At 71.6% G+C, this 23,047-nt stretch carries 20 protein-coding genes and 1 tRNA gene; 7 read left to right on the forward strand and 14 right to left on the reverse strand.

Annotated elements, in window-relative coordinates; translation table 11 throughout:
• The first annotated feature begins 7 nt into the window (after window positions 1-7).
• Window positions 8-244 carry a hypothetical protein gene (locus tag ABH927_RS17940; RefSeq protein WP_370022909.1) on the forward strand — a complete coding sequence of 79 codons (237 nt, stop codon included), beginning with the start codon at window positions 8-10 and terminating at the stop codon, window positions 242-244.
• Here the strand turns inward: ABH927_RS17940 and ABH927_RS17945 are convergent.
• The 3 genes from ABH927_RS17945 to ABH927_RS17955 are packed head-to-tail and all read right to left on the reverse strand — an operon-like array spanning window position 241 to window position 3,877.
• Window positions 241-996, reverse strand: coding sequence for a hypothetical protein (locus ABH927_RS17945; RefSeq protein WP_370022911.1), 756 nt, complete (start codon window positions 994-996; stop codon window positions 241-243). The two genes, ABH927_RS17940 and ABH927_RS17945, sit on opposite strands and share 4 nt — an antisense overlap.
• Entirely contained in the window at window positions 996-1,976 is a 981-nt protein-coding gene (locus tag ABH927_RS17950) for a MinD/ParA family protein (RefSeq protein WP_370022913.1), read from the reverse strand. Before ABH927_RS17950 ends, ABH927_RS17945 begins: the two co-directional genes overlap by 1 nt.
• Window positions 1,977-2,017: 41 nt before the next feature.
• Window positions 2,018-3,877, reverse strand: a complete 1,860-nt coding sequence (locus ABH927_RS17955; RefSeq protein WP_370022915.1) for a hypothetical protein — start codon at window positions 3,875-3,877, stop codon at window positions 2,018-2,020.
• A gap of 627 nt (window positions 3,878-4,504) precedes the next feature.
• Between ABH927_RS17955 and ABH927_RS17960 the strand changes: the two genes are divergently transcribed.
• The gene (locus ABH927_RS17960; protein WP_370022917.1) at window positions 4,505-5,797 is read left to right on the forward strand and encodes a deoxyribodipyrimidine photo-lyase; all 1,293 of its coding nucleotides are present in this window, start codon (window positions 4,505-4,507) and stop codon (window positions 5,795-5,797) included.
• Between the two features lie 28 nt (window positions 5,798-5,825).
• On the opposite strand, the gene fdhA is transcribed toward ABH927_RS17960, so the two are convergent.
• From fdhA to selA, 3 genes are all read right to left on the reverse strand, one after another.
• On the reverse strand, window positions 5,826-7,043 hold the full coding sequence (fdhA, locus tag ABH927_RS17965; RefSeq protein ID WP_370022919.1) for a formaldehyde dehydrogenase, glutathione-independent: 1,218 nt from the start codon (window positions 7,041-7,043) through the stop codon (window positions 5,826-5,828).
• Between the two features lie 61 nt (window positions 7,044-7,104).
• Entirely contained in the window at window positions 7,105-8,910 is a 1,806-nt protein-coding gene (gene selB, locus ABH927_RS17970) for a selenocysteine-specific translation elongation factor (protein ID WP_370022921.1), read from the reverse strand.
• Window positions 8,910-10,202 (reverse strand): L-seryl-tRNA(Sec) selenium transferase, encoded by a 1,293-nt coding sequence (gene selA, locus ABH927_RS17975; protein WP_370022923.1) that lies wholly within the window; start codon window positions 10,200-10,202, stop codon window positions 8,910-8,912. The genes selB and selA overlap by 1 nt, the downstream gene beginning before the upstream one ends.
• A gap of 141 nt (window positions 10,203-10,343) precedes the next feature.
• On the opposite strand from selA, the gene ABH927_RS17980 reads away from it, so the two are divergent.
• Entirely contained in the window at window positions 10,344-10,844 is a 501-nt protein-coding gene (locus ABH927_RS17980; protein ID WP_370022925.1) for a nucleotidyltransferase domain-containing protein, read from the forward strand.
• 3 nt (window positions 10,845-10,847) lie between these two features.
• Here the strand turns inward: ABH927_RS17980 and ABH927_RS17985 are convergent.
• Window positions 10,848-10,941: transfer RNA gene (locus ABH927_RS17985), tRNA-Sec, on the reverse strand.
• A gap of 99 nt (window positions 10,942-11,040) precedes the next feature.
• On the opposite strand from ABH927_RS17985, the gene selD reads away from it, so the two are divergent.
• Entirely contained in the window at window positions 11,041-12,051 is a 1,011-nt protein-coding gene (gene selD, locus ABH927_RS17990; RefSeq protein ID WP_370022927.1) for a selenide, water dikinase SelD, read from the forward strand.
• A 13-nt stretch (window positions 12,052-12,064) separates the two neighbouring features.
• On the opposite strand, the gene nrfD is transcribed toward selD, so the two are convergent.
• The 5 genes from nrfD to ABH927_RS18015 form a co-directional block, all read right to left on the reverse strand.
• Complete coding sequence (gene nrfD / locus ABH927_RS17995; protein WP_370022929.1) at window positions 12,065-13,036, reverse strand: NrfD/PsrC family molybdoenzyme membrane anchor subunit; 972 nt, start codon at window positions 13,034-13,036, stop codon at window positions 12,065-12,067.
• 3 nt (window positions 13,037-13,039) lie between these two features.
• A complete protein-coding gene (locus tag ABH927_RS18000; protein ID WP_370022931.1) occupies window positions 13,040-13,786 on the reverse strand; it encodes a 4Fe-4S dicluster domain-containing protein in 747 nt (248 codons plus the stop codon).
• On the reverse strand, window positions 13,779-16,955 hold the full coding sequence (gene fdh, locus ABH927_RS18005; protein ID WP_370022933.1) for a formate dehydrogenase: 3,177 nt from the start codon (window positions 16,953-16,955) through the stop codon (window positions 13,779-13,781). The genes ABH927_RS18000 and fdh overlap by 8 nt, the downstream gene beginning before the upstream one ends.
• Before the next feature lie 70 nt (window positions 16,956-17,025).
• Window positions 17,026-18,078, reverse strand: a complete 1,053-nt coding sequence (locus ABH927_RS18010; protein ID WP_370022935.1) for a nitronate monooxygenase — start codon at window positions 18,076-18,078, stop codon at window positions 17,026-17,028.
• 92 nt (window positions 18,079-18,170) lie between these two features.
• Entirely contained in the window at window positions 18,171-18,812 is a 642-nt protein-coding gene (locus ABH927_RS18015; RefSeq protein ID WP_370022937.1) for a DsbA family protein, read from the reverse strand.
• 256 nt (window positions 18,813-19,068) lie between these two features.
• Here ABH927_RS18015 and ABH927_RS18020 point away from each other — a divergent pair, with 256 nt between their 5' ends.
• Entirely contained in the window at window positions 19,069-19,854 is a 786-nt protein-coding gene (locus ABH927_RS18020; RefSeq protein ID WP_370022939.1) for an isocitrate lyase/phosphoenolpyruvate mutase family protein, read from the forward strand.
• Between the two features lie 26 nt (window positions 19,855-19,880).
• Window positions 19,881-20,564, forward strand: a complete 684-nt coding sequence (locus ABH927_RS18025; RefSeq protein ID WP_370022941.1) for a response regulator transcription factor — start codon at window positions 19,881-19,883, stop codon at window positions 20,562-20,564.
• An 11-nt stretch (window positions 20,565-20,575) separates the two neighbouring features.
• On the opposite strand, the gene ABH927_RS18030 is transcribed toward ABH927_RS18025, so the two are convergent.
• Together ABH927_RS18030 and ABH927_RS18035 are read right to left on the reverse strand one after the other, a co-directional pair.
• Complete coding sequence (locus ABH927_RS18030) at window positions 20,576-21,919, reverse strand: sensor histidine kinase (protein WP_370022943.1); 1,344 nt, start codon at window positions 21,917-21,919, stop codon at window positions 20,576-20,578.
• A 187-nt stretch (window positions 21,920-22,106) separates the two neighbouring features.
• A complete protein-coding gene (locus ABH927_RS18035) occupies window positions 22,107-22,550 on the reverse strand; it encodes a TIGR03668 family PPOX class F420-dependent oxidoreductase (protein ID WP_370022945.1) in 444 nt (147 codons plus the stop codon).
• A 38-nt stretch (window positions 22,551-22,588) separates the two neighbouring features.
• On the opposite strand from ABH927_RS18035, the gene ABH927_RS18040 reads away from it, so the two are divergent.
• Window positions 22,589-23,011, forward strand: coding sequence for an MmcQ/YjbR family DNA-binding protein (locus ABH927_RS18040; protein WP_370022947.1), 423 nt, complete (start codon window positions 22,589-22,591; stop codon window positions 23,009-23,011).
• Window positions 23,012-23,047 lie beyond the last annotated feature (36 nt).

Genomic DNA, 23,047 nt, shown 5'->3' on the forward strand with positions numbered 1-23,047 from the left:
CCCGGCCGTGGCTGTCGGGCCGGCGGGCGGGTCCAGGGTCACGGTGGCGGTCGGCTCGGGCGCCCCGGGGACGACGTCGTCCCGGGGCGGGGGGATATCCACGCTGGGGTCCGCCATGGCGGCCCAGGGCTGGGCGATGATCGCGCCGGTCGTCGCGGACACCGCGGCCAGTAGGAGGCCGGAGACGAGAGTGGCGCGCCGGGAGGAGATGCGTGGGGTCATGGATGGCTCTTCCTCGATCTAAGGGGTGGGCCGTGGACCGGTGAGGGGCTTCCAGCCCGCCGCGGCGAACTCGGGCGTTCCGGGGAGAGCGGCGGCGGGCACGGCGGGAGGCGTGGGATCGGGGATGTTGACCCAGTCCCCCTGGTTCGTGCCGCGCATGTGGGGGAGCCACTTCATGAGGAGGCTCATGGCGTAGGGGCTGGAGTAGACGGGGCCGGTGTCCGTGGTCCCCTTCGTCGCGGTGACCTGCACGAGGACGGACACCTGGATCTGGTCCTCGGCTCGGGCCTGCCATTGGACGCCGATCGTCTGCGTCCGCAGGGCCGCGCCCTCAGGCAGATCGCCCTCCGAGGGGAGGCCCAGGGTTTCCCGCCATCCGCGCGCGGCGGCGCGTGCTCCGGCGCGGGCGGCCTCCCGCTGCTCGGGCGGCGCGTAGAGGACGGCCGCCTGCTCGGCCTGGGCGGCGTCCAGCGTCCACGCGGCCTCCAAGGCCGCCGCCGCCGCGGAGACGGCTCCCAGCTCGGTGCGCGGAAACCCGATGGGATAACCGCCGTCGCTCTGGTGGCCGGTGGGCGGGGCCAGCGCGACGGCGTTCGCGACGCGGACCGGCGGGGGCGCGGGCGCGGGATCGGGCCCCCGGAGCTGCACGACGATGACCACGATGGCGACGACCACCGTCACGGCCGCGGCCACGAAGAGCACCGTTACGCGGGGGCTCCGCCGGGGGGCGCTCAGGTCCCAGTCGAGCATCGGGTCCGGGGTGACCGTGCCCACTAGTTGCCCCGGTCGGGCCGCTGCCCGAACGCCTGTCCCGCGGCGGCCGCCAGGCGGAGGTACGCGCCTCGGGTGGTGGGCCGCAGCCGGGAGAGATCGACCTCGGCGCCCTCCTTGAGATGCGGGTCGTACGGCACGCGGACGACGGCCCGGCACCGCGTCGCGAAGTGCCGCTCCAGCAGGTCGACGTCGACGTGCGACTTGGGCTCCACGGCGTTCAGCACGACGATGGCGTTCTTGACGAGGCTTCCGTAGCCGTGGGCGGTGAGCCAGTCCAGCGTGGCGGCGGCCGAGCTCGCGCCGTCGACCGCGACCAGGCTGACCAGCACGATCTGGTCGGCCAGCTCCAGGGTCGCGCCCATGGCTCCGTGCAACAGGCCGGTCCCGCAGTCGGTGATGCAGATCGAGTAGTAGCGCTCGATCAGCCCGGCGACCGTGCGGTAGTCCTCCGCGTTGAACGCCTCGCTGACGGCGGGGTCGGTGTCGGACGCCAGCACCTCCAGCCGGGCGGGCGACTGCGAGGTGAAGGCACGGGCGTCGGCATAGCGGACGATGTGCGGCGCTTCGGCGAGCAGCGTACGGATGGTCGCGGCCGTTTCGGACTTGACCTTGATGCCGAGAGTCCCCCGGTCCGGGTTGGCGTCGATCGCGATCACCCGGTCGCCCCGGAGGGAGGCGAGCGTGTTGCCGAGCGCGGCGGTCGTCGTGGTCTTGCCCACGCCGCCCTTGAGGCTCATGACGGCGATGCGGTGGTGGCCGCTCGCCACGGGCGTCTGAGCCTGGGCGATCAGCGTACGGCGCTCCAGCTCGGCGGACGACTCCGCAGGAATGATCTTTCCGCCGGAGAGCTGGTAGACGAGCCGCCTCCACCCGCCCGCGGGCTCCGCACGCCGGTTGATGAGCAGATGCTCCGCCGTGAGGGGCGCCGACTCGGGGAATTGGTCGGCCGGAACGGACACTGGAGAGTCGATCTCTGTCATGGCGAGGGGGTCCTTTCACAGAGCACGGATGACATGGGCTGTCAGCAGGTGCGCCACCGCACCGTCGTGGTGCTCTCGCCGCGGGGTCCGTGCAGGACCAACGGGGTCGTGACGGGGGCGGGCACGCCGCACCAGTAGCGCACCCGGAGGGCGCGCACGCTGATCACGTCGGTGTGTCCGGGCTTCAGGGTGCCGCTGGACGGCTTGACGGCCAGGCCGTGGGCCGTTATCCGCCACTCCAGGGGCTTCTCGGCCGCCGTCAGCGTGATGCTGCCCCGGCCGAAGTCGTCGAGCGTGACGACCGTCGGCACCTGAACCCCGCCGACGACCTGGCTCTGCGGCGCGGGGCTTCCGCCCTGCGCGGGGACGCTCGGCTGCGCGGTCACGCTCACCCGGCCCGGAATGGCGGTCTGCCCGGGAATGGTGGTCTGCCCGGGAATGGTGGCCTGGGTGACGGAGGACTCGAGAGATCGCGCGGGTTCCCGTGTCTGTGCGGCCGGGCTCAGGAGGTTGATCCCCGCGAGTGTGCCCGCCGCGCCCGCGACGACCACGATGATGATCCTGAGGGTGGTGGTGCGGATCAGCGCCCCAGCTTTTGTGAAGACCTCCGCGATCCGGACCGTCACCCCGATGCGGTGCACGCCGGGCCTGTCGCCGAAGTCCCCCATGTCACCGAAATGCCCATCGCGGAAGTCGCGGTCGCCGGGCGGCGTGGTCTGGGCGGCGTCGCCCCCGCGGGCGAGAGCCTCACGCGCGTAGATCTGGGACATCAGCGCGTCATAGAGCGGGGTGTCGTGCCCGGAGGCAGCCGGCGGGTCCGCCGGGTGCACCGGACCGGCCGGTCCCGTTCCCTCCGGGGCACTGTCCGGACGCGGCCTCTCGGGAGGGCTTGCCGTACGGGCGCGGTCTGTGGGGGGCGGCACGGGCCGCACGGAGGCGGGAGGCGGTGTGACCGCGGGCCGCACGGAGGCGGGAGGCGGTGTGACCGCGGGCCGCACGGAGGCGGGAGGCGGTGTGACCGCGGGCCGCGCGGGCCGCGCGGAGGCGGGAGGCGGTGTGACCGTGGGCGGCGCGAGCGGCTTGGTCTCCTCGGGCGCGATCAAGCCGGCGTCGACCGGGGCGGAGAGCGGCATGCCGAACGACGAGGGGGGCCGGTGAACGCGTGCCGGGAGCGTGCCAACATCGGGGAGCGAATCGAGGAGACGCCGCCTGACCTCGGGCGTCAGGCCGGAGATCGGGGGATGCGAGAGGATCTGCGGCACCGTGTACCGGATGTTGATGGGCCGGTTGCACACGACGCACTTGACGATGTGCGACAGCAGGGCCGCCCGGGCGGCGCTGGAGTCGCCCGCGGTCCGCCCTCCGGGCTCGTCAGGGAACAGATCGGACACCAACGGCACGAGGTCGGGGCAGATGGGACGGCCGCGGGCGATGCTGTCCAGTCCGCTCACGAGGATCTCCACCACGTCCTGCGTGCGGGTGACCAGCCTGCCGAGCTCGCGCACGGGCAGGGACAGGACATACGACAGATCCCGCAGCGGTAACTCGTGGCGGTACAGCAGGCGCAGCGTTTCGGCGCCGAGCGGATCGACGAGCGTCCAGGCGCGCCACACCGCGCCGTCGTCGGGGGCGCCGGGTCCCGGACCGGGCCGGTACCCGTCCCGGCCGCCGGAGCCGCACTCGCGCCGGAGCACGGCGAGCAGCCACGCCCGGTCCGTCACGTGCGCGGGCGGCGCCTGGACACTGCAGGCGCTCAGGGCGGCGCTGACCGCCGCGAGCATGCGCGCGTCGTCAAGGTGGTAGGACGCGTAGTCCACCAGATGAGCGCCGTGTTCGTTCACCCAGGCCATCCCCCGGCCGGGGTCGAGCGCGATGTCCCCCGTACCGGTGGGCGCGCTCATGAGCGAGGAGGGGGAGTCAGGGCGGTTTGGATGTCATGTTCGGCCAGAGCATCACTGCGACTATGGGGTCGCACTTGCCTATCTGGAAATCCTGATGCATACCGATACATAGAACGAGATCTTAGACTGACGGCCAACTGTTGGGAAGGAAAGGAACCAGCGAAGTCATCACTCGATGATAAACATCGAAAATTGCTATACGGCCCGTCCGAAACTCCTATTTAGCGGCGTAGATATTACCGTCAGCGGGGGCCTCTCTAGAGAGATTCGGACGGTCATGTCGGGATTTATAACCATACCGATGAGCTGGGGCTACGTACGCCGGCGCCCGGGGTGCCCGCCGACGCCGGACCCATAGTGATTTCCAATCTTCACTTTGCCCAAACCTGCCGTCCCACATCTCGACGTGAATGGCTTTCATATCCGCGGCCGTTCGCTCTCCGGAGCATTTCCACACCCTTTCTGGAGGATTACCGGGATGCGAACGGCGACACCTCGTGATCCCGTTCGATGAACTCCAGACGCCTGCCGCGCCGACTGCCCGGGCGTCGTGCGCATAGAAGGGGCGGTGGCCCGGAGAGGACCGCCCCGCAACCGTCCGGCGGCCTCCCCACGAACAAGCAAGATGTGGAAACGGTCATCGTGCTGTTCACCAGAGACCTCCGGGTGCACGATCACCCGGCGCTCGCGGAGGCCTGCGAACAGGCCCGGCAGGTCGTGCCGCTGTTCGTCATCGACCCCGCCATCCGGCCCCGGCATCGCGCGGACTTCCTCCACGAGGCCCTGCACGACCTCCGCTCCGCGCTGCTCCAGCGCGGCGGAGACCTGGTCGTACGGCGGGGCGACCCGGTGGCCGAGGCGATCAAGCTCGCGGGTGAGGTCTCCGCGTCCGGGATCTGGGCGAGCGGAGACGTCAGCGCGTTCGCCCGGCGGCGCGAGCGGCGGCTCGCGGAGGCGTGTGCGGCCCACCGGCTGGACTTCCGGCTGTTCCCCGGTGTGACGGTGATGCCGCCGACCGGACTGCTACCCGCCGGAGGCACCCACTACCGGGTCTTCACCCCCTACTGGCGGGTCTGGTCCGAGGCGCGCAAGCGGCCGGTGCTCGACCCGCCCGCGAAGGTCCGGCTCCCCGCCGGCGTCGACCCCGGCCCGCTTCCCAGCGTGCCGCGGGAGCCGTACGGCCTGCTCAGGGGCGGCGAGACGGCAGGGCGGCGACGTCTCGCCGAGTGGCTGGAGCGCGGGCTGGCCGACTACGGCGACGGCCGCGACCGCGTGGCGGACCGCACGTCGCTCCTGAGCGCCTACCTGCGGTTCGGATGCGTGTCGCCGTCGGAGGTGGTCGCGCGGGCCGCCCGCCTGCCCGGAGCCGAGGCGTACGTCAGGCAGCTCTGCTGGCGGGACTTCTACTACCAGGTCGCGTACGCGTTCCCCGAGTTGCCGAGGCGCGACTACCGGCCTCGTGACGTGGACTGGAAGGACGACGAGCCGAGCGCCGAAGCCTGGCGGGAGGGCATGACGGGCGTCCCCATCGTGGACGCCGGGATGCGCCAGCTCCGCGCGGAGGGCTGGATGCACAACCGCCTGCGGCTGATCGTCGGGTCCTACCTGACAAAACGGCTCAAGATCCATTGGCGGGTGGGCCTGGACCACTTCGACGACCTGCTCCTCGACGCCGACATCCCGAACAACTCCGGCAACTGGCAGTGGGTGGCCGGCACCGGCAACGACACCCGGCCGAATCGCGTGCTCAACCCCATCCGCCAGGCCAGGAAGCTCGACCCGGACGGCGTGTACGTCCGGCGGTACGTCCCGGAGCTGGCGGACCTTCCCGCACCGGCCGTCCATGAGCCGTGGAAGCATGCCCCCTCGGTGCGGGGCTATCCCGCGCCGATCTTCGGCGACGTGCCGCTCATCACCTGACGCCGTCGCCTGACACCGTCGAGGGGAGTCAGGTGGCAAGCGCCCCGTGGGGGTCGAGGACGTACTTGCGCGCGGCCCCCTTGTCGAACTCCTCGTAGCCCCTGGGCGCCTGGTCGAGCGGCATGGTGGTGGCGTTGACCGCCTCGGCGATGTGCACGCGGTCGGTCAGGATCGCCATCATCAGCCTGCGGTTGTAGCGCATGACGGGACACTGTCCGGTGAAGAACGAGTGCGCCTTCGCCCAGCCGAGGCCCAGCCTGATCGACAGCGACCCCTGCTTGGCGGCCTCGTCCGCGGCCCCCGGGTCACCGGTGACGTAGAGGCCGGGGATGCCCAGCCTGCCGCCCGCCCGGGTGGTCTCCATCAGCGAGTTCAGCACGGTGGCGGGCCGTTCCCGCTGCGCGTCGGCCCCATGGCCGCGGGCCTCGAAGCCGACCGCGTCCACCCCGCAGTCGACCTCGGGAATGCCGAGGATCTGCTCGATCTGGTCTCTCGGGTGCCCCTCCGCCACGTTTACGGTCTCGCAGCCGAAGCTCCGGGCCTGGGCGAGGCGTTGCTCGTTCAGGTCACCGACGATCACGACGGCGGCGCCCAGGAGCAGGGCAGAGGCGGCCGCCGCCAGCCCCACGGGCCCCGCGCCGGCGATGTAGACGGTCGAACCCGTCGTCACCCCCGCCGTGACGCACCCGTGGTAACCGGTCGGGAAGATGTCCGCGAGCATGGCCAGGTCGAGGATCTTCTCCATCGCCTGGTCCCTGTCGGGGAACCTGAGCAGGTTCCAGTCGGCGTAGGGCGTGAGCACGTACTCCGCCTGGCCTCCGGGCCACCCGCCCATGTCCACGTACCCGTACGCCCCGCCGGGCTGCTGCGGGTTGACGTGCTCGCAGATGTGGGTGTTGCCCTCCTTGCAGTTGCGGCAGCGCCCGCAGGCGATGTTGAACGGCACGGACACCAGGTCACCGACCTTGATGATCTCCACATCGGGGCCGATATCCACGACCTCACCGGTGATCTCGTGGCCGAGGACGAGACCGGGAGGCGCGGTGGTACGGCCGCGCACCATGTGCTGGTCACTGCCGCAGATGTTGGTCGCGATGGGCTTGACGATCGCGCCGTGCCTGACCTTGCGGCCCACGTTGGCCGGGGGCACGCCCGGCCCTTCCTTCAGCTCGAACTCGGGATAGTCGGTGTCGGCGACCTCGACTTTTCCCGGCCCCTGATAGACGACAGCCTTGTTGCCCGGCATGACGGCGCCTCCTTGCGAGCACGCGGCAGGCCGCCATCGCGACCCCCGGCGACGATGGCTCTCAACCGACCATATACCCGGTCTGACCAGGTGAAAGGCTCCGGCATCTGCGGTGGGCGTCGTCGACCCGCTCGGTGATCCCCTTGCGGTCGAGGTGCTCCAGCAGGGGCACCGCGACCCTGCGGCTCGTCTTCAGGGCGGTTCTGGCCTCACTGACCGTGAACGGCTGGGGCAGCCGGGCCAGCAACGCCGCCGCCCGGACATCCGCCCCCGGCAGCAGCACGATCCCGTCGGCTATGCGCAGCAGGGCCCCGGCCCGTACGGCTGCCGCCAGCTCGCGAGGTCCAAGCCCCAGCTCTGCCAGCCGTACGGCCTCCGGCGCGAGGAAGGGATGGGCGGACAGCTCCGGCGCGAGCCGCTGGACCGCACGCGCGACCGGGGGCGGCAGATCGGACGGCCCGCTGACGATCCGGCCGTCGGCGACGGTCAACGGGGGGCGCACGAGCGCCGTGACGAGCCGCCGGTCGGGGAGGTCCAGCTCGTGCCGGGCGATCTCCAGCGGCATCCCCGGCTCCAAGGGGTGTTCGGCGGCGTATCGTCGCACGACCTCGGGAAGCCGCTCTCCCAGGCTCGACCAGTAGGCGGGGTCGGCATGCCAGTCAGCACACACCGGACGGCCCAAGGGGACGCCGCAGCCCATGGCCGCCAGTTCCTCGGCCCGCAGCAGCCGGTGAGCGCGTAGCAGGGACGCGGCATCCGGCGCGGCCGTCTCCAACGCGGCGGCCCGCTCCCGCGCCGCTCCCCTCCGGCGCAGCTCGGGCGGCCGCATGTCGAGAACGCTCGCCCCGGCAAGCACCCGTGTCGCGTGTCCAAGGTCATGGCGGCGGGGGTCACGGCCGGGGTCGCGTAGCAGGAGCACGTCTCCCAGGTGCAGCGGAAGCGGCCGGGCCAGGCGCAGCCGCGCCACGTCGCCGCCCAGTGGACGGACCGCGCACCCCACCGACGCCGACCCGATGTGCACGGTCAGCCGCTGGGGCACAGAGCCGTCCGCGTCCCGCGCCGGGGTGAGCCGCACGTCCACCAGGTCGGTGAAGGTCCAGCCGCCCGGCGTGACCAGGGCGTGGCCGCGCTCGGGCGCCACCCGGCCGCGCAGGTTGAGGGCCACCCTCACCGCACCGGTCACGGAGGTCACCGGCTCCTTCAGGGACTCCATCGCCCGGACGCGCATCGGCTCGCCGTCCAGCGCGAGCTCGTCGCCGACCTCGATCCGGCCGGCGGGGAGCGTCCCGGTGACCACCGTCCCGCTGCCGTGGACGCTGAACACCCGGTCGATCCAGAGCCGCACCGGCGCCTCGGGATCGGGCGCCGGAAGGGCGGCGACCAGCCGGTCCAGCGCCTCCCGCAGCTCGCCGAGCCCCTGACCGGTTCGCCCGCTCACCGCCAGCGCCTCCGCCTGGCCGAGACCGCTCTCGGCGAGGCGGGCGCGCGCCTGGTTCATCGCCGGCGCGGGGTCGGCCAGGTCGGCACGGGTCACCACCAGCAGGCCCAGCCGTACGCCGAGGGTCTCCAGAGCGACCAGGTGCTCCTCGGACTGGGGCATCCAGCCCTCGTCGGCGGCCACGACGAACATGACGGCGGGCACGGGACCGACCCCGGCGAGCATCGTGCCGAGGAACCGCTCGTGCCCCGGAACGTCGACGAAGGCCACCCGTTCGCCGGAGGACAGGGCCGTCCAGGCGTAGCCGAGCTCGATCGTCAGCCCACGCCGCCGCTCCTCCTCCAGCCGGTCCGGCTCCATGCCGGTGAGCGCCCGCACGAGGGTGGACTTGCCGTGGTCGACGTGGCCCGCCGTCGCGACGACCTGCATCAGGGACCCACCCCGAGGACAGCCGCGAGGACGGCCTTCACCACGTCGCCGTCGCGCTCCGGCGGCACGGCACGCAGGTCGAGCAGAAGCCGCCCGCCTTCGACCCGGCCAACCACCGAGGGATCCCCGGTTCGGAGTGGTACGGCAAGCCGTTCGGGCAAGCTCACCGCCGCGCTGGGCAGCGTCACCCCGGGTGCTCCGCCGCCGCCCACAGTGGCCTTGGCCGGTACGGCTCGCGCCTCGATGCCGGCCCCGGCCAGCCGTACGGCCAGGGCCTCGGCGCGGTCGCGCAGCGACGCGGGAGCGGCGTGCAACGCCTGGTGAACCGGGGTGGCGGGGCCGCGCAGGGTGGCTTCGAGAGCCGCCAGCGTCAGCTTGCCGACCCGGAGCGCGCGGGCGAGGGGATGCCGCCGGCACCGCTCGACCAGGTCGCGACGGCCGAGCAGCAAGCCGGCTTGGGGCCCGCCGAGGAGCTTGTCGCCACTCGCGGTGACCAGATCGGCTCCGGCCTTCAGCGTGGTCGCGGCGTCGGGCTCCCCGGGCAGCAGGGGCTCCCGCTCCAGGAGCCCCGAGCCGATGTCGGCGACGACCGGCACGCCGAGGCCGCCCAGCCCCGTCAGCTCCGCGACGTTTACCGAGCCGGTGAAGCCCTCGACTCGAAAGTTCGACGGGTGGACCTTGAGCACGAACCCGGTCTCCGGGCCCACAGCCGCACGGTAATCGGCATACGTGGTGCGGTTGGTGGTGCCCACCTCACGCAACCGGGCTCCCGTGGAGACCAGCAGATCGGGGATCCGGAACCCGTCCCCGATCTCCACGAGCTCACCCCGGCTGATGACGATCTCCCGCCCGGCCGCCAGCGCGGTGGCCACGAGCACGAGCGCGGCGGCGTTGTTGTTCACGACGTGCACGTCCTCGGCGGCGGGAACGGCCCGCGCGAGAGCGTCCATGGCGCTCCGCCCGCGACGGGCCCGTGCACCCGTGACCAGGTCGAACTCCACGTCGGCCGGACCAGCGGCGGCGGCGACCGCCTCGATCGCGGCCGATGACAGGGGCGCCCGGCCGAGGTTGGTGTGGAGCAGCACGCCGGTCATGTTGATCACAGGACGGATGCTCGCCGCATGCCGGGGAAGAGCCGCGAAGGCCACGTCGGCGACGTCCTCCGGCTCGATCTCGCCTTGCCGTGCCCGCTGCTGCGCCGCCGCTACCGCGTCCTTTACCACGGCCCGGCCGAGCCGCTCCGCCGTCGCGGCGAGGCGGGGATCGGCCAGCACGGCGTCAGTGCGCGGCACCCGCCTCCGTCGGTCCACACTTCAACTTATAACCGAGGGTCACGCGGCGACCCGTGACACAGGCCGCCGATTCCGATTTGATGACGTGGCGTTCGATGCCATGCCCGCTGCCGAGCAGGTCGCCGTGATCGAGAGGCGTTGATGAAGGAAACAGACGTATTCGTCGTCCTTGATGCGTTGGACAATGCCGGTCTAACGGCCTGGGTGGACGGCGGCTGGGGGATCGATGCCCTTGTAGGCAGGACGACACGGGAACACTCAGATCTGGATTTGGTCATTTTGCTATCACAGGTAGACGCGGTGAGGTCGGTCCTGGAAAACATGGGCTACAACAAGCTCCTCCGGAATTGGTTGCCTGTCGCGCTTGCTTTGGCGGACATTCAGGGTCGAGAGATCGATCTCCATCCGATTACGCCGTCCGCTGAGGGCGGCGGAACGCAGGCGCAGCCGGACGGCAGTTCCTTCCACTATCCCGCTCCTGTACAGGGTGTGCTTGGCGGCCGCGTTGTCTCCTGCGTCGACGCCTTGACCCAGGTCCGCTGTCATGTCGGTTACGAGCCATCAGAGAAGGACCATCGCGACATGCGTGCCCTTCGTATCGCCACGGGTGTCGAACTGCCCCTTCTCTATCAGGAGCCGTAATAAGCGGAGGCGGACGGGAATCGAACCCGCCAGGCCGAGTACCTCGGCCTCGTCGGTTTTGAAGACCGCGGGGGCCACCAGGCGCCCAAACGCCTCCAAGAAAAACCTAGCCTGAAGTGGGTACGGCTCCTGCCGCACGCCTGGACGGCGGCGTGTGATCGATTTCCAAGAACCTGGCCAAGAACGCGAGGGCGGGATGACGGGAACCACGAGGGAGCCGGCCACGATCCGGCTGACGCAGTACGCCCACGGCGGCGGCTGTGCGTGCAAGATCCCGCCGGGCGAGCTGGAGGCCATCGTCGCAGGCCTCCTCGACGGCGGCGCGGCGCCTCCCCAGTTGCTCATCGGGCTGGACGACGGGGATGACGCGGCCGTGGTTCGTATCGACGGCGGCCGGGCGGTCGTGGCCACGGCCGACTTCTTCACCCCCGTCGTGGACGACCCGTACGACTGGGGGCGAATCGCCGCGACCAACGCGCTGTCCGACGTGTACGCGGTGGGCGGCGAGCCGCTGGTCGCGGTGAACCTGCTCGGCTGGCCACGCGACACGCTGCCGATGGAGCTGGTCACGGAGGTGCTGCGCGGCGGCCTCGACGTCGCGAGGACCGCCCGGTGCCACGTCGCGGGGGGCCACAGCGTGGACGACCCCGAGCCCAAGTACGGCATGGCGGTGACCGGCCTGGCCGACCCCGGACGGCTGCTGCGCATCGACGCGGGGCGGCCCGGGCTGCCGATCTCCCTGACCAAGCCCCTCGGCATCGGCGTGCTCAACACCCGGCACAAGGCCACTGGCGAGGTGTTCCCTCAGGCCATCGCGGCGATGACCACGCTCAACGGCGACGCGTCGCGAGCCGCTCTGGCGGCGGGAGTCCGGTGCGCCACCGACGTGACCGGGTTCGGCCTGCTCGGGCACCTCTTCAAGCTCGCCCGGGCGAGCGGCGTCACGGCGTTGGTCGACGTGGCCGCCGTGCCGTACCTGGAGGGCGCCCCTGAAGCGCTGCGGGACGGCTACGTCAGCGGCGGCACCCGGCGCAACCTGGCGTGGGTGGAGCCACACCTCGACGCTGGGCGGTTCGGCGAGGACGATCTGCTGCTGCTCGCCGACGCCCAGACCTCCGGCGGCCTGCTCGTCGCCGGCGAGATCCCTGGCGCTCCCATCATCGGCGAGCTGATCCCCCGGCAAGCCACAACCCTGCGTCTGCAATGACACAGGCCTGCGGTCAGGGACTCTTGGGGTCGGAGACGACGGCGAGCCTTCTGGCTTCGGCTCGTTCTCGCTGTGGGACGACCGTGTATCGAGGGTCGGCGGCCGAGGCGCGGCCCGCCTCCAGGAGGCCGAAGCGGGTGCAGAGGGCGCCCGCCGTGATGGCGAGCCCGGACAGCGCGGTGAGCGCGCGGCTGCGACCGGCGACCGGCGCGAGCAGGCCGCCTCCCAGGGTGAGGACCCGGGAGGTCTTCATGAGGAGGCCCGCCTTGCCCCGCCGGTACGGCTCGCCCTCCAGGCCGAGGCGGCGTTCCATCACCACGCCCGCGGCCGTCTCCATGACGGCTCCCAGCGCGGCGGACACGCGGGCGGGGGCGGCCTCGGTCCGCGGAGTGCTCAGCATGCCGACCGCGCCCGCGCTCGCGAGGGCGCTCCCGGCGAACAGGAACGGCAGCTCGCGGTAGGCCTCGTGCCACGCGGGCACGGCGGTGTCGGCGAGCAGCACAGCGGTGTAGGTGGCCATGATCGGGCCGGTCACCGCGCTCGCCAGGGCGGAGACATCGCCGACGAACGGCAGGAAGCGACCGCCCAGGGAGCCGGGCAGGATGCGGCTCACCACCGGGGCGGCGGCGATCGCCGTCAGCCCGCCGTGAGCGGCCAGGGTCCACGAGCCGACGCTCATCGGGGAGGTGAACTTGAGCAGCCGCAGCATGTTCAGAAACCGCTCGGGCCGGCCCAGCTCCGTCACCAGGAAGACGGAACCGGCGCTCGCTCCCACGAAGGCCGCCATCCTGGACGCGGCGCCCAGCCGTTCGTGTCCGGAGATGCGGGCCGTGGCGGCCAGCACCGACGCCGCGCCGGACAGGCCGCCCAAGTAGAGGTACGCCGGCATGTGCGGCTCGTGCCAGATCGGCGGCTTGATCACCGGCTGCCCGTAGTAGGACCGGAACCCGGCCTCCGGCACCATCTCGTCCTGGCGTCTGGCCACGACTCACCGCCTCCTCAGGAACGACACCGCCACCGCACCGGCCAGCGTGAGCGCCGCGCCGCCCGCCCATCGCCACATGTCGGGCAGGTCGCGGGTGGTGACCACCGGGTCGGGCGGCAGGCCGTACGTCTCGGGCTCGTCGAGGAGCAGGAAGAACGCGCCGTTGCCCCCCACGCCGTCGTCGGGGCTCTCGCCGTACAGCCGGGCCTCGGGCACGCCGTCCGCATGCAGCCGCTCGACCCGTGCCTCCGCCCGCTCCCGGAGCTCGTCCAGTGGGCCGAACTGGATCGAGTCGGTCGGGCATGCCTTGGCGCAGGCGGGCTCCATCCCGCCGCGCAGGCGGTCGTAGCACATCGTGCACTTCCACGCCCGGCCGTCGCGCTCCCTGCGGTCGATGACGCCGTACGGGCAGGCCGGGACGCAGTAGCCGCAGCCGTTGCAGATGTCCGGCTGGACGACGACCGTGTCGAACTCGGTGCGGAACAGCGCGCCGGTCGGGCACACGTCGAGGCACGCGGCGTGCGTGCAGTGCTTGCACACGTCGGACGACATCAGCCACTTGCCGTCCTGCTCGATGAAGGCCACGTGCCGCCAGGTGTCCGCGCCGAGGCTTCCGGTGTTGTCGTAGGAGGTCGCCCGGAAGACGAACCCGTCGTCGGGCACGTCGTTCCACTCCTTGCAGGCGACCTCGCAGGCCTTGCAGCCGATGCACACGCTCGTGTCGGTGAAGAAGCCCATCCGCTCAGCCATGGCGGTACCTCTCGATCAGGTCGAGCAGCGCCCTGCCGTGGGGCCGCCTGCCCGGCAGGATGTCGCACGTGCCGGCCTTGCTCTCCTGGATGAAGACGTTCGGGTCGAGCACGATGGGCATCAGGTCGTTGGGCACGTCGCCGGTCACCATTCCCCCGCCGCCGTAGCCCCAGTGATACGGCACGCCGATCTGGTGCACGACTTTGCCCGCGATCCGGAGCGGCCTGACTCTCTCGGTGACCAGGACGCGCAGCTCGATCGCCGTCCGCGTGGTCACGATCGTCGCCCAGCCCCCGTTGACCAGGCCCACCTCTGCGGCGAGCCGCGGCGACACCTCGCAGAACGGCGCGGGCTGGAGCTCGGCGAGGTACGGCAGGGGCCGGCTCATCCCACCGGCGGTGTGGTGCTCGGTGAGCCGGTAGGTCGTGAAGACGTACGGGAACCGCGACGACATCGGAGGGTTGTACGGGTTCTCCGGGCGGTCGAAGATCCGTCGTGCCGGGTTGGCCCGCTGGCCGTACAGCGTGTTGGGGACCGGCGACTCGTGCGGCTCGTAGTGCGCCGGGAGCGGCCCGTCGGACAGCCCGGACGGGACGAACAACCAGCCCTTGCCGTCCGACTGCATGATGAACGGGTCGGTCCCGGCGAGCGCCGCCTCCGCCCTTGCCCCCTCGGGCGGCCGGTAGTCCGGCGGCATGTGCTCATCGAAGTCCGGAATGTCAAGCCCGGTCCACAGGCCCTTCTCCGCGTCCCACCAGACGTAGGCCTTGCGGTCGCTCCACGGGTGGCCGTCCGGGTCGGCCGAGGCGCGGTTGTAGAGGATGCGCCGGTTGGCGGGCCACGCCCAGCCCCACTCCGGCGCGACCCAGGACTGCTCGCTCCCCGGCCTGCGCCGGGCCGCCTGGTTGACCTCGTCGGCGTAGACCCCGCAGTAGATCCAGCAGCCGCAGCGTGTCGAGCCGTCGGGCTTGAGCTGCCGGAGGGACGCGAGCGCGCACCCGTCGGGGCCGGTGCCGTTGATCTCCCGGAGCACAGCCGCCGCCGAAGGCTCCCGGCGCTCTCCTTCTTCGGGATAGTCCCAGGTCAGCTCCATCACCGGCCGGTCGATCCCATCGCCTCCGAGCCGCTGCCTGATCCGCTTGCCGAGGTGGTGGTAGAACCACAGGTCGCTGCGGCAGTCACCCGGAGGGTCGAGCGCCTTCTCCCGCCACTGCAGCAGCCGCTGGGTGTTGGTGAAGGTGCCCTCCTTCTCCACGTGGCTCGCGGCGGGCATGAAGAAGACCTCGGTGCCGATGTCCTCGGTGCGCAGCTCGCCCGTTTCGAGCTCGGGGGCGTCCTTCCAGAACGTGGCCGTCTCCACCAGGGTGAGGTCGCGGACGACCAGCCAGTCGAGGTTGGCCAGGCCGAGGCGCTGCGCCTTGCCGTTGGACGAGCCGACCGCCGGGTTCTCGCCCACCACGAAGTAGCCCTTGACCGTGCCGTCGATCTGGCCCATCACCGTGGCGTAGTGGCTGTGGTCGCCGGTGAGCCGGGGTAGGTAGCCGAAGCAGAAGTCGTTGTCCTCGGTGGCCGCGTCGCCCCACCAGGCCTTGAGCAGGCTGACCACGTAGGACCGTCTGTTGCCCCAGTAGCCCGTGTCGGCGCCCTCCTGCTCCAGGTAGTGGTCCAGGCCGTCGTGCCGGAGCGCGTGGGGCATCGCGATGTATCCGGGGAGCAGGTTGAACAGCGTCGGGATGTCCGTGGAGCCCTGGATGCTGGCGTGGCCGCGCAGCGCCATGATCCCGCCGCCGGGGCGCCCCATGTTGCCCAGCAGGAGCTGCAGGATCGAGGCCGCCCGGATGTACTGCACGCCGACTGAGTGCTGGGTCCAGCCCACCGAGTAGACCCAGGCTGTCGTCCGCTCGCGCCCCGAGTTGGCGGCGATCGCCTCGGCCAGCTCGGCGAACTCCTCCTCGGAGATTCCGCACAGCTCGGCGACCCGCTCGGGCGTGTAGCGCGCGAAGTGCCGCTTCAGGATCTGGTAGACGCAGCGCGGGTGGCGCAGCGTCGGGTCGGCGGGCGGCTGCGCGGACGCGCCGGCCCCGCGGGCGCCGTAGGAGTCCGACCCGGCTGCCTCGGCGTGGCGCATGCCGCCCTCCTTCGGCTCGCCCTCCCTCGGCTCGTCGCCCTCGTAGGACCAGCTCGACGGGTCGTACCTCCGCGTCTCCGGGTCGAAGCCGGAAAACAGACCGTCCAGGTCCTCGGTGTCCCGGTATCGCTCCGAGACGATCGTGGCCGCGTTCGTGTAGGCCAGCACGTACTCACGGAAGTCCAGCTCGTTGGCGAGGACATGGTTGATCAGCGCGCCCAGCAGGACGATGTCCGTACCGGCGCGGATCGGCAGGTAGCGGTCCACGGTCGCGCTCGTGCGCGTGAAATGCGGGTCGATGTGGAAGACCTTCGCGCCCCGGTCGCGGGCCTCCATCACCCACTGGTAGCCCACGGGATGGCATTCGGCCATGTTGGAGCCCTGGATGACGATGCAGTCAGAGGTCGCCAGATCCTGCTGGAAGCCCGTCGCGCCGCCACGCCCGAAGCTGGTCCCCAGACCGGGGACGGTGGAGGAGTGTCAAATACGGGCCTGGTTCTCGACCTGGATCGCGCCGATGGCGGTGTACAGCTTCTTCATCAGGTAGTTCTCTTCGTTGTCGAGCGTCGCCCCGCCCAGGCTGGCGATGCCCAGCGTCCGCCGCACCTCCTTGCCGTCGTGCGTCTGCTGCCAGGTCTCCCGCCGGGTACGGACGACCCGGTCGGCGATCATGTCCATCGCGGTCTCGAGGTCGAGCCGTTCCCAGTCCGTGCCGTACGGCCGGCGGTAGAGGACGCGCGTCTGGCGGCCGGGATGGGTGACGAGCTGCTTGCTGGCCGCTCCCTTCGGGCAGAGCCGCCCCCGCGAGATCGGCGAGTCGGGGTCACCCTCGATCTGGCTGACCTTGCCGTCCTTGACGAACACGAGCTGGCCGCAGCCGACCGCGCAGTAGGGGCAGACGGACCGTGCGACGCTGTCGGCCTCCTCGACACGGGGCCGCAGAGCGTCGGTCCGCGCCGAGCGCGCGGCCTCACGCCTGCCGTCCTCCCCCTTGAGCTGCCGGATCACCGGCCAGCGGGAGAGCCACCCACCACCTGCCATAACGCGTTTTCTCCCCCGAACCTCCCGCTCTAATCGGCTTGGGCGGGTGTCGCGATAGGCAGGAAAAGAATCAGGCGAGGGCGGCTTCGGTTTCCTGGATGAGGATCTCGACCAGGCGGGCGGCGGGCAGGTCGCGGATGCCCCGGTAGTTCCAGCCCGCCCACAGGTTCATCCCGTGCGGGTCGCCCTGCTCGGCGGCCGCCCGGCGCAGGCCCTTGGTGAGGTGATGGACCTGCGGATAGCAGAGCGGCACGGAGGCTTCGTGCTCGGCCATGAAGCGGTTGGCCAGCCCGCGTGCCGTACGGCCCGTGAAGGCCCGGGTGAACGCGGTCTCGGTGAAGCCGGGGTCGACGAGCGCCGCCTTGTGGACCGGGTGCGCGCCGCTCTCGGGGCAGCGCAGGAACGCCGTGCCGAGCTGGGCGGCGACGGCCCCGGCGGAGAGCACGGCCGCGATGCCGGCCCCGTCCATGATCCCGCCTGCGGCGGCCAGTGGAAGATCGACGACCTGCCGCACCTGGGCCACCAGCTCGGCCAGGTCGGTGGGCGGCTCCCAGGAGGGCGGCGGAGGGAGGAACGTCGTCTGGTGGCCGCCCGCGCCGATGCCCTGGACGGACAGCGCGTCCGCGCCGGCCTCGGCCGCGGCGACGGCCTCCGCGGGGGAGCTCACGGTGATCACCACAACGCTGCCCGCCTCCTGAAGGCGGGTCACCACCTCGGGCGGCGGACAGCCGAAGGTGAAACCGGACACCGGCACCCGCTCCGCCACGAGCAGGTCCACCTTCTCCGCCCACTCGTCGTCGTCCCAGGCTGGGTTCTCCGGCAGCGCCACGCCGTACCGCTCGGCCTCGGGCGCGAGCTCCTCCCGGTAACGCGCGACGGCGGCCCTGTCGGCAGCCTGGGGTTGCGGGACGAAGACGTTCACACCGAACGGCTCGCCGGTCTGCTCCCGGACTGCCGCGATGTCGTCCCGTACGGCTTTCGCGGAGCGGTAGCCGGCCGCGATGAAGCCCAGGCCACCGGCCCGGGACACCGCCCCGGCCATGGCCGGAGTGGACCCGCCGCCGGCCATCGGCGCCTGGATGACGGGAAGCGCCATCCCGAAGGGGAGAATGCGACCGGCCATGAGACACCTCACAGATCTTCGGACAGATCTTCGGACGGCCATCGGAAGGGACACGCGGGCCGTTTCACGGGAAACGGCCCGCGTGACTGGGCTCAGGTGAAGTCGAGCTCGCCCGTGCGGGTGCGCTTCAGCTCGAAGAAGTAGGGGTAGCTCGCCAGCGTCTGGGCGCCGTCGAAGACGCGCAGGGCCTCTTCCCCGCGGGGGATGCGGGTCAGGACCGGGCCGAAGAACGCCACACCGTCGATGTGGATGGTGGGCGTGCCGACCTCCTCGCCCACCGGGTCCATGCCCTCGTGGTGGCTCTTGCGCAGCGCCTCGTCGTAGTCGGTGCTCGTGGCGGCGTCGGCCAACTCGGCGGGCAGGCCCACCTCGGCCAGCGCCTCCTTGACGACGACGGCGTAGTCCTTGTTGTCCCCGTTGTGGATCCGGGTGCCGAGCGCGGTGTAGAGGTCGCGGAGCACCTCCTCGCCGTGCTGCTGGGCGGCGGCGATGCACACGCGCACCGGCCCCCAGGCCCGGCTCAGAAGGTCGCGGTACTGCTCCGGGAGGTTCTCCCTGTTCTCGTTGAGCACGGACAGGCTCATCACCCGGAACCGCAGGTCGATGTCCCGCTGCCGCTCCACCTCGAGGATCCAGCGTGAGGTGATCCACGCGAACGGGCAGGCGGGGTCGAAGTAGAAGTCCACCTTGGGCCGGTGGCCCACCCCAGCCGTTGCCTGATCACTAGCCGTCATGAGTGTTCTCCTGACTGGATGGTCGGGAAGTCCTGCGGGCGTCGAGTCTCTCCCCCAAGCTTCGAGCACGCCGGGGAGAAGCGCGACGCCGAGGCCGCGTTTCCCGCTAAAACCTGAGGGGACTCCGCGTAATTCCCGGACGGGAGCCCCAGGTGCCGGACGATTATCCGGAGGCCGTCGTCCGTAGGGTATGAATCACGGCCACGACGGTCACCGCCGGGTGCACGGGTGCACGGCTCTGAGGGACGGGAGCGCGATGAGCGTGACAGGCAACGACAGGGCGGCGGCACTGCGGGCGCTGCACGTGCCGGGCAGCCCGTTGGTGCTGCCCAACGTCTGGGACGCCGCGTCCGCGCGGATCGTCGAGGCGGCCGGGTTCCCGGTGGTCGCCACCGGCAGCGCCGCGGTGGCCCGGGTGCTGGGATACGCGGACGGGCACGAGACGCCCGTGGAGGAGATGCTGGCCGCGATCGCCCGCATCACCCGCGCCGTCGGCGTTCCCGTCACGGCGGACATCGAGCGGGGCTATGGACTGGAGCCCGCCGAACTGGTCGAACGGCTCGCCGCGACCGGCGCGGTGGGCTGCAACCTGGAGGACTCTGACCCCGGGACCGGCTCGATGATCGACCCGGACGAGCAGGCCGGCTTCCTGGCCGCCGTCCGGGCGGCGGCGACCGGCGCGGGCGTCGACCTGGTGATCAACGCGCGCGTCGACACCTTTCTCCACGGCGACGGCACGCCCGGCGCACGGGTCGCCGACGCGCTGGAGCGCGGCCGTCGCTACCTGGAGGCCGGGGCCGACTGCGTCTACCCGCTCTGGGTGACGGACGCCGGCCTGATCCGCACGCTGGCCGGCGAGATGGGCGGCCCGATCAACGTGCTCTTCCGGCCGGGCACGCCGAGCCTCCAGGAGCTGGCCGCGCTCGGAGTGGCCAGGGTGAGCTTCGGACCCGGCCTTCACAGGGCTGTCCAGGAGCTCACCGAGCGGATGGTGGCGGATGTCGCAGCCGGGAGGAGCCCCTACCCGCTCCGGGAGGGGTGACCCACGGCTCCCCTACGATCGGCACCATGACGCACGTGCTGGTCGTGGAGGACGATCCGGCGATCGGCTCGGAGCTGACCGAGGCCCTGGCAGGCCACGGCTACGACGTGGCGCTGGCCACCACGGGCGCGGACGCCCTGGAGCTGGCCCGGCAGGCCACACCCGACCTGGTGCTCCTTGACCTCGGCCTCCCCGACATGGACGGCGTGGCAGTCTGCCGCCGGCTCCGGAGCGCCCTGCCGTACACCGTGATCGTGGTGCTGACGGCGCGCACGCAGGAGTTCGAGGTCGTGGTGGCGCTCGACGCCGGGGCCGACGACTACCTGACCAAGCCCTTCCGGCTGACCGAGCTTCTCGCCCGGCTGCGGGCCCATCTGCGCCGCCGGACCGCCCCTCAGGAGGAGCGCAGCGTGTCGGTCGGGCGGCTGCGGCTCGACCTTCCCGCCCGCCGGGTCTACATCGCCGGGACGGAGCTGGCTCTCAGGCCCAAGGAGTTCGACCTGCTCGCGGCGCTCGTGAGCAGGGCGGGCGAGGTCGTGACGCGCGAGCAGCTCATGGAGGAGGTCTGGGACGTCAACTGGTTCGGCCCGACCAAGACCCTCGACGTGCACGTCTTCGCGCTGCGCCGCAAGCTGACCGAGCAGGGCGAGGACCCCCGCCGGATCACCACCCTCAGAGGGCTCGGCTACCGCTACGAGATCGACCTCTGACGACCCCCCGCTCATCGCGTCGGGAGCAGCAGGCTGAACACGGGAGGCGCGGGCCGGCGGAGGATGAGGCGGCCGCCCTCCGCCTCGGCCAGTGAACGCGCGAGGGCCAGGCCGATGCCGTGCCCCTTGCCGTCGCCGGAGCGGCGGGCGAAGACGTCGACCCCCTCCGAGATGCCGTCGCCCTGGTCCGTCACCTCGATGGCCACCCCGTCTCCCAGGTCGGAGACATCCACAATGATCTCGCCCTTCCCGTGGATGGCCGCGTTGTCCAGCAGCACGTGGAGGATCTGCCGGACCGCCGCCGGAGACGCCTCGACCTCGGGCGGCTCCTCGGGCAGGCTGACCGTCAGGCGGCGGCCGTCCTCGGCCAGCGTCGCCCGCCGGTCGCCGGTGATCTCCTCCAGCAGTGCCCGCACGTCCAGGGGCTCGGCCCCGCTGGTGCGGCTGTCGCGGGTCAGCCGCACGAGATCCTCGATGATCGTCTGCAGCCGCTCACCGCGTGCGACAGCCGTACGGATCGCTCCGGGAAGATCCGCGTCGGGCCGGCCGAGGGCGGATTCGAGGCCGAGCAGCATGCCGGTGAGCTGCGTGCGGAGCTGGTGGGACACGTCGGCGCTGAACGCCCGCTCGCGGTCGAGCATGTCGCCGAGCCGCCGCGCGGTCGCCTCCAGGGCGAGCCCCGCCGCGTTGGCCTCCCGCACGTCCGACCGGGGAGCGCGGATGGAGAAGTCCCCGGACCCCAGCGCCTGCGCGGACGTGGTCAGATGCTCCAGGGGCGCGGCGAGCCTGGCCGACTGGCGCAGCGCGAAGACGGCCGCCAGCCCCACCACCACCACGGCGAGCCCCGCCATGGCGAGCCACGCGCGGTGCACCCGGTCACGCACCGCCTGGTACGGCGTGGCCACCCGGACCGAGCCGGTCAGCTTCTCGTCGGACGGGATGGGCGCCGCCACGGCCAGGAAGCCGTTCTCCACGGCCTCGTGGACGTGCCCGTCCCGGGCGTCGGCGGCGACGTCCGACCGGGAGGGCCCGCCACCGGAGATCTTCGCTCCGTCGGCGGCGTAGAAGCCCACGACGAGCCGCGAAGGCAATCCCTTGGGCAGCCACGTCGACGTCACACTGCTCCGCACGACCTCGTCGGGGACCACGGCGGCGATCCAGGTGGCGTCCCGGCCGAGCGCCGCCGCGGTCTCGTCGTGGTAGCGCCGCTGCATCGATACGGCGAGCGGGATCGCGAACAGCGCGACCGCCAGGGTGGCCACCCCCACCATCGCCACAAGGACCCGATGGCGCAGTGGCCTGCCGTACGGCTCGCCGCCGTCGCCACCCGGCGAGTTTCGCTTGTCCGATACCACCCTGTCAGCGTCGCAGAACTTATCGGGGTCCCGATAAGTACGGCCAGGCCACCGGAAGGTAACCGCAGCGCTAACCCCCAAACTAAGGGCGGCCTGACCTCCTCGTTCGTAAGGTGAGTCGCATGCGGGGGAGCTTCAGATCGGCGCGCCCGGCCCTGCCCGGCGGGGGCGCCCGCACCTGGTACGCCTACCGTCCCAGGTGAGACTCGGGGCTTTCCGCATAGGTCCAGCCGGACCATCGGGTGACCTCGATGAGGATCGCCGGGCCCTCCGGGGGCCGCTCGCGATACTGGGAGTACTTCTCCGTGAGCCACTCGACCGCGCGCTCCCGCTCGCCGCCGGCCTCGGCGATCCGCGCCCACCCGTCGGCCCGGGCCCACCAGAGCCGCTCCCAGTCGTCCTCGTAGTGATCGGCCAGAAGGCAGACCTGCGGATTCTCGGAGATGTCGCGGAGCCGGCGCAGGTCCGTGCTCTCCTTCGGCTTGTGGTCCACGGCCGTCACCACGGTGTCACCGCCGACGGCGAACGTGACGGGCACCAGGCGGGGCACGCCCTGCGCGTTCACCGTCGCGAGCCGCGCCACGCGGGCGGCCGCGAAGCGATCCCGTGCTCGATCGGCGGGCATGCGCATGATGCCAGGCTATGCCCCTGCCGTACAGAATGAAGGGCATGAGCAACTGGCGGAGCACCCGCGATCAGCTGCGCGAATTCGCCCTCGGCCTGCCCGAGGCCCACGAGGACTTCCCCTGGGGCGAAACCGTGGTCAAGGTCAACAAGAAGGTGTTCGTGTTCCTCGGCCTCGACGGGGAGCCGACCGAGAAGTGGACCCCCAACTTCACCGTTAAACTGCGCGACTCTCACGGCCACGCGCTGAGCGCGCCGGGCGCGGCTCCCAGCGGGTACGGCCTGGGCAAGGCGGGCTGGGTCACGGTGCCCTTCACCGATGACATGCCCGAGATCGACGTGCTGCGCGACTGGGTGGAGGAGAGCTACCGGATCGTGGCCCCGAAGCGTCTCGTGGCCGAGCTGGACGGCAACGCCGTTGCGTTTAGTGCTGGGAGCGTGAGGCAAGCCCCTTCTCGAAGATCGTGACATCGGCGTGGAAGGTGTAGGTCTGCGTAGTCGAGG

The sequence above is a fragment of the Planotetraspora sp. GP83 genome, from assembly GCF_041262585.1.
GTDB lineage: Bacteria > Actinomycetota > Actinomycetes > Streptosporangiales > Streptosporangiaceae > JAOEGB01.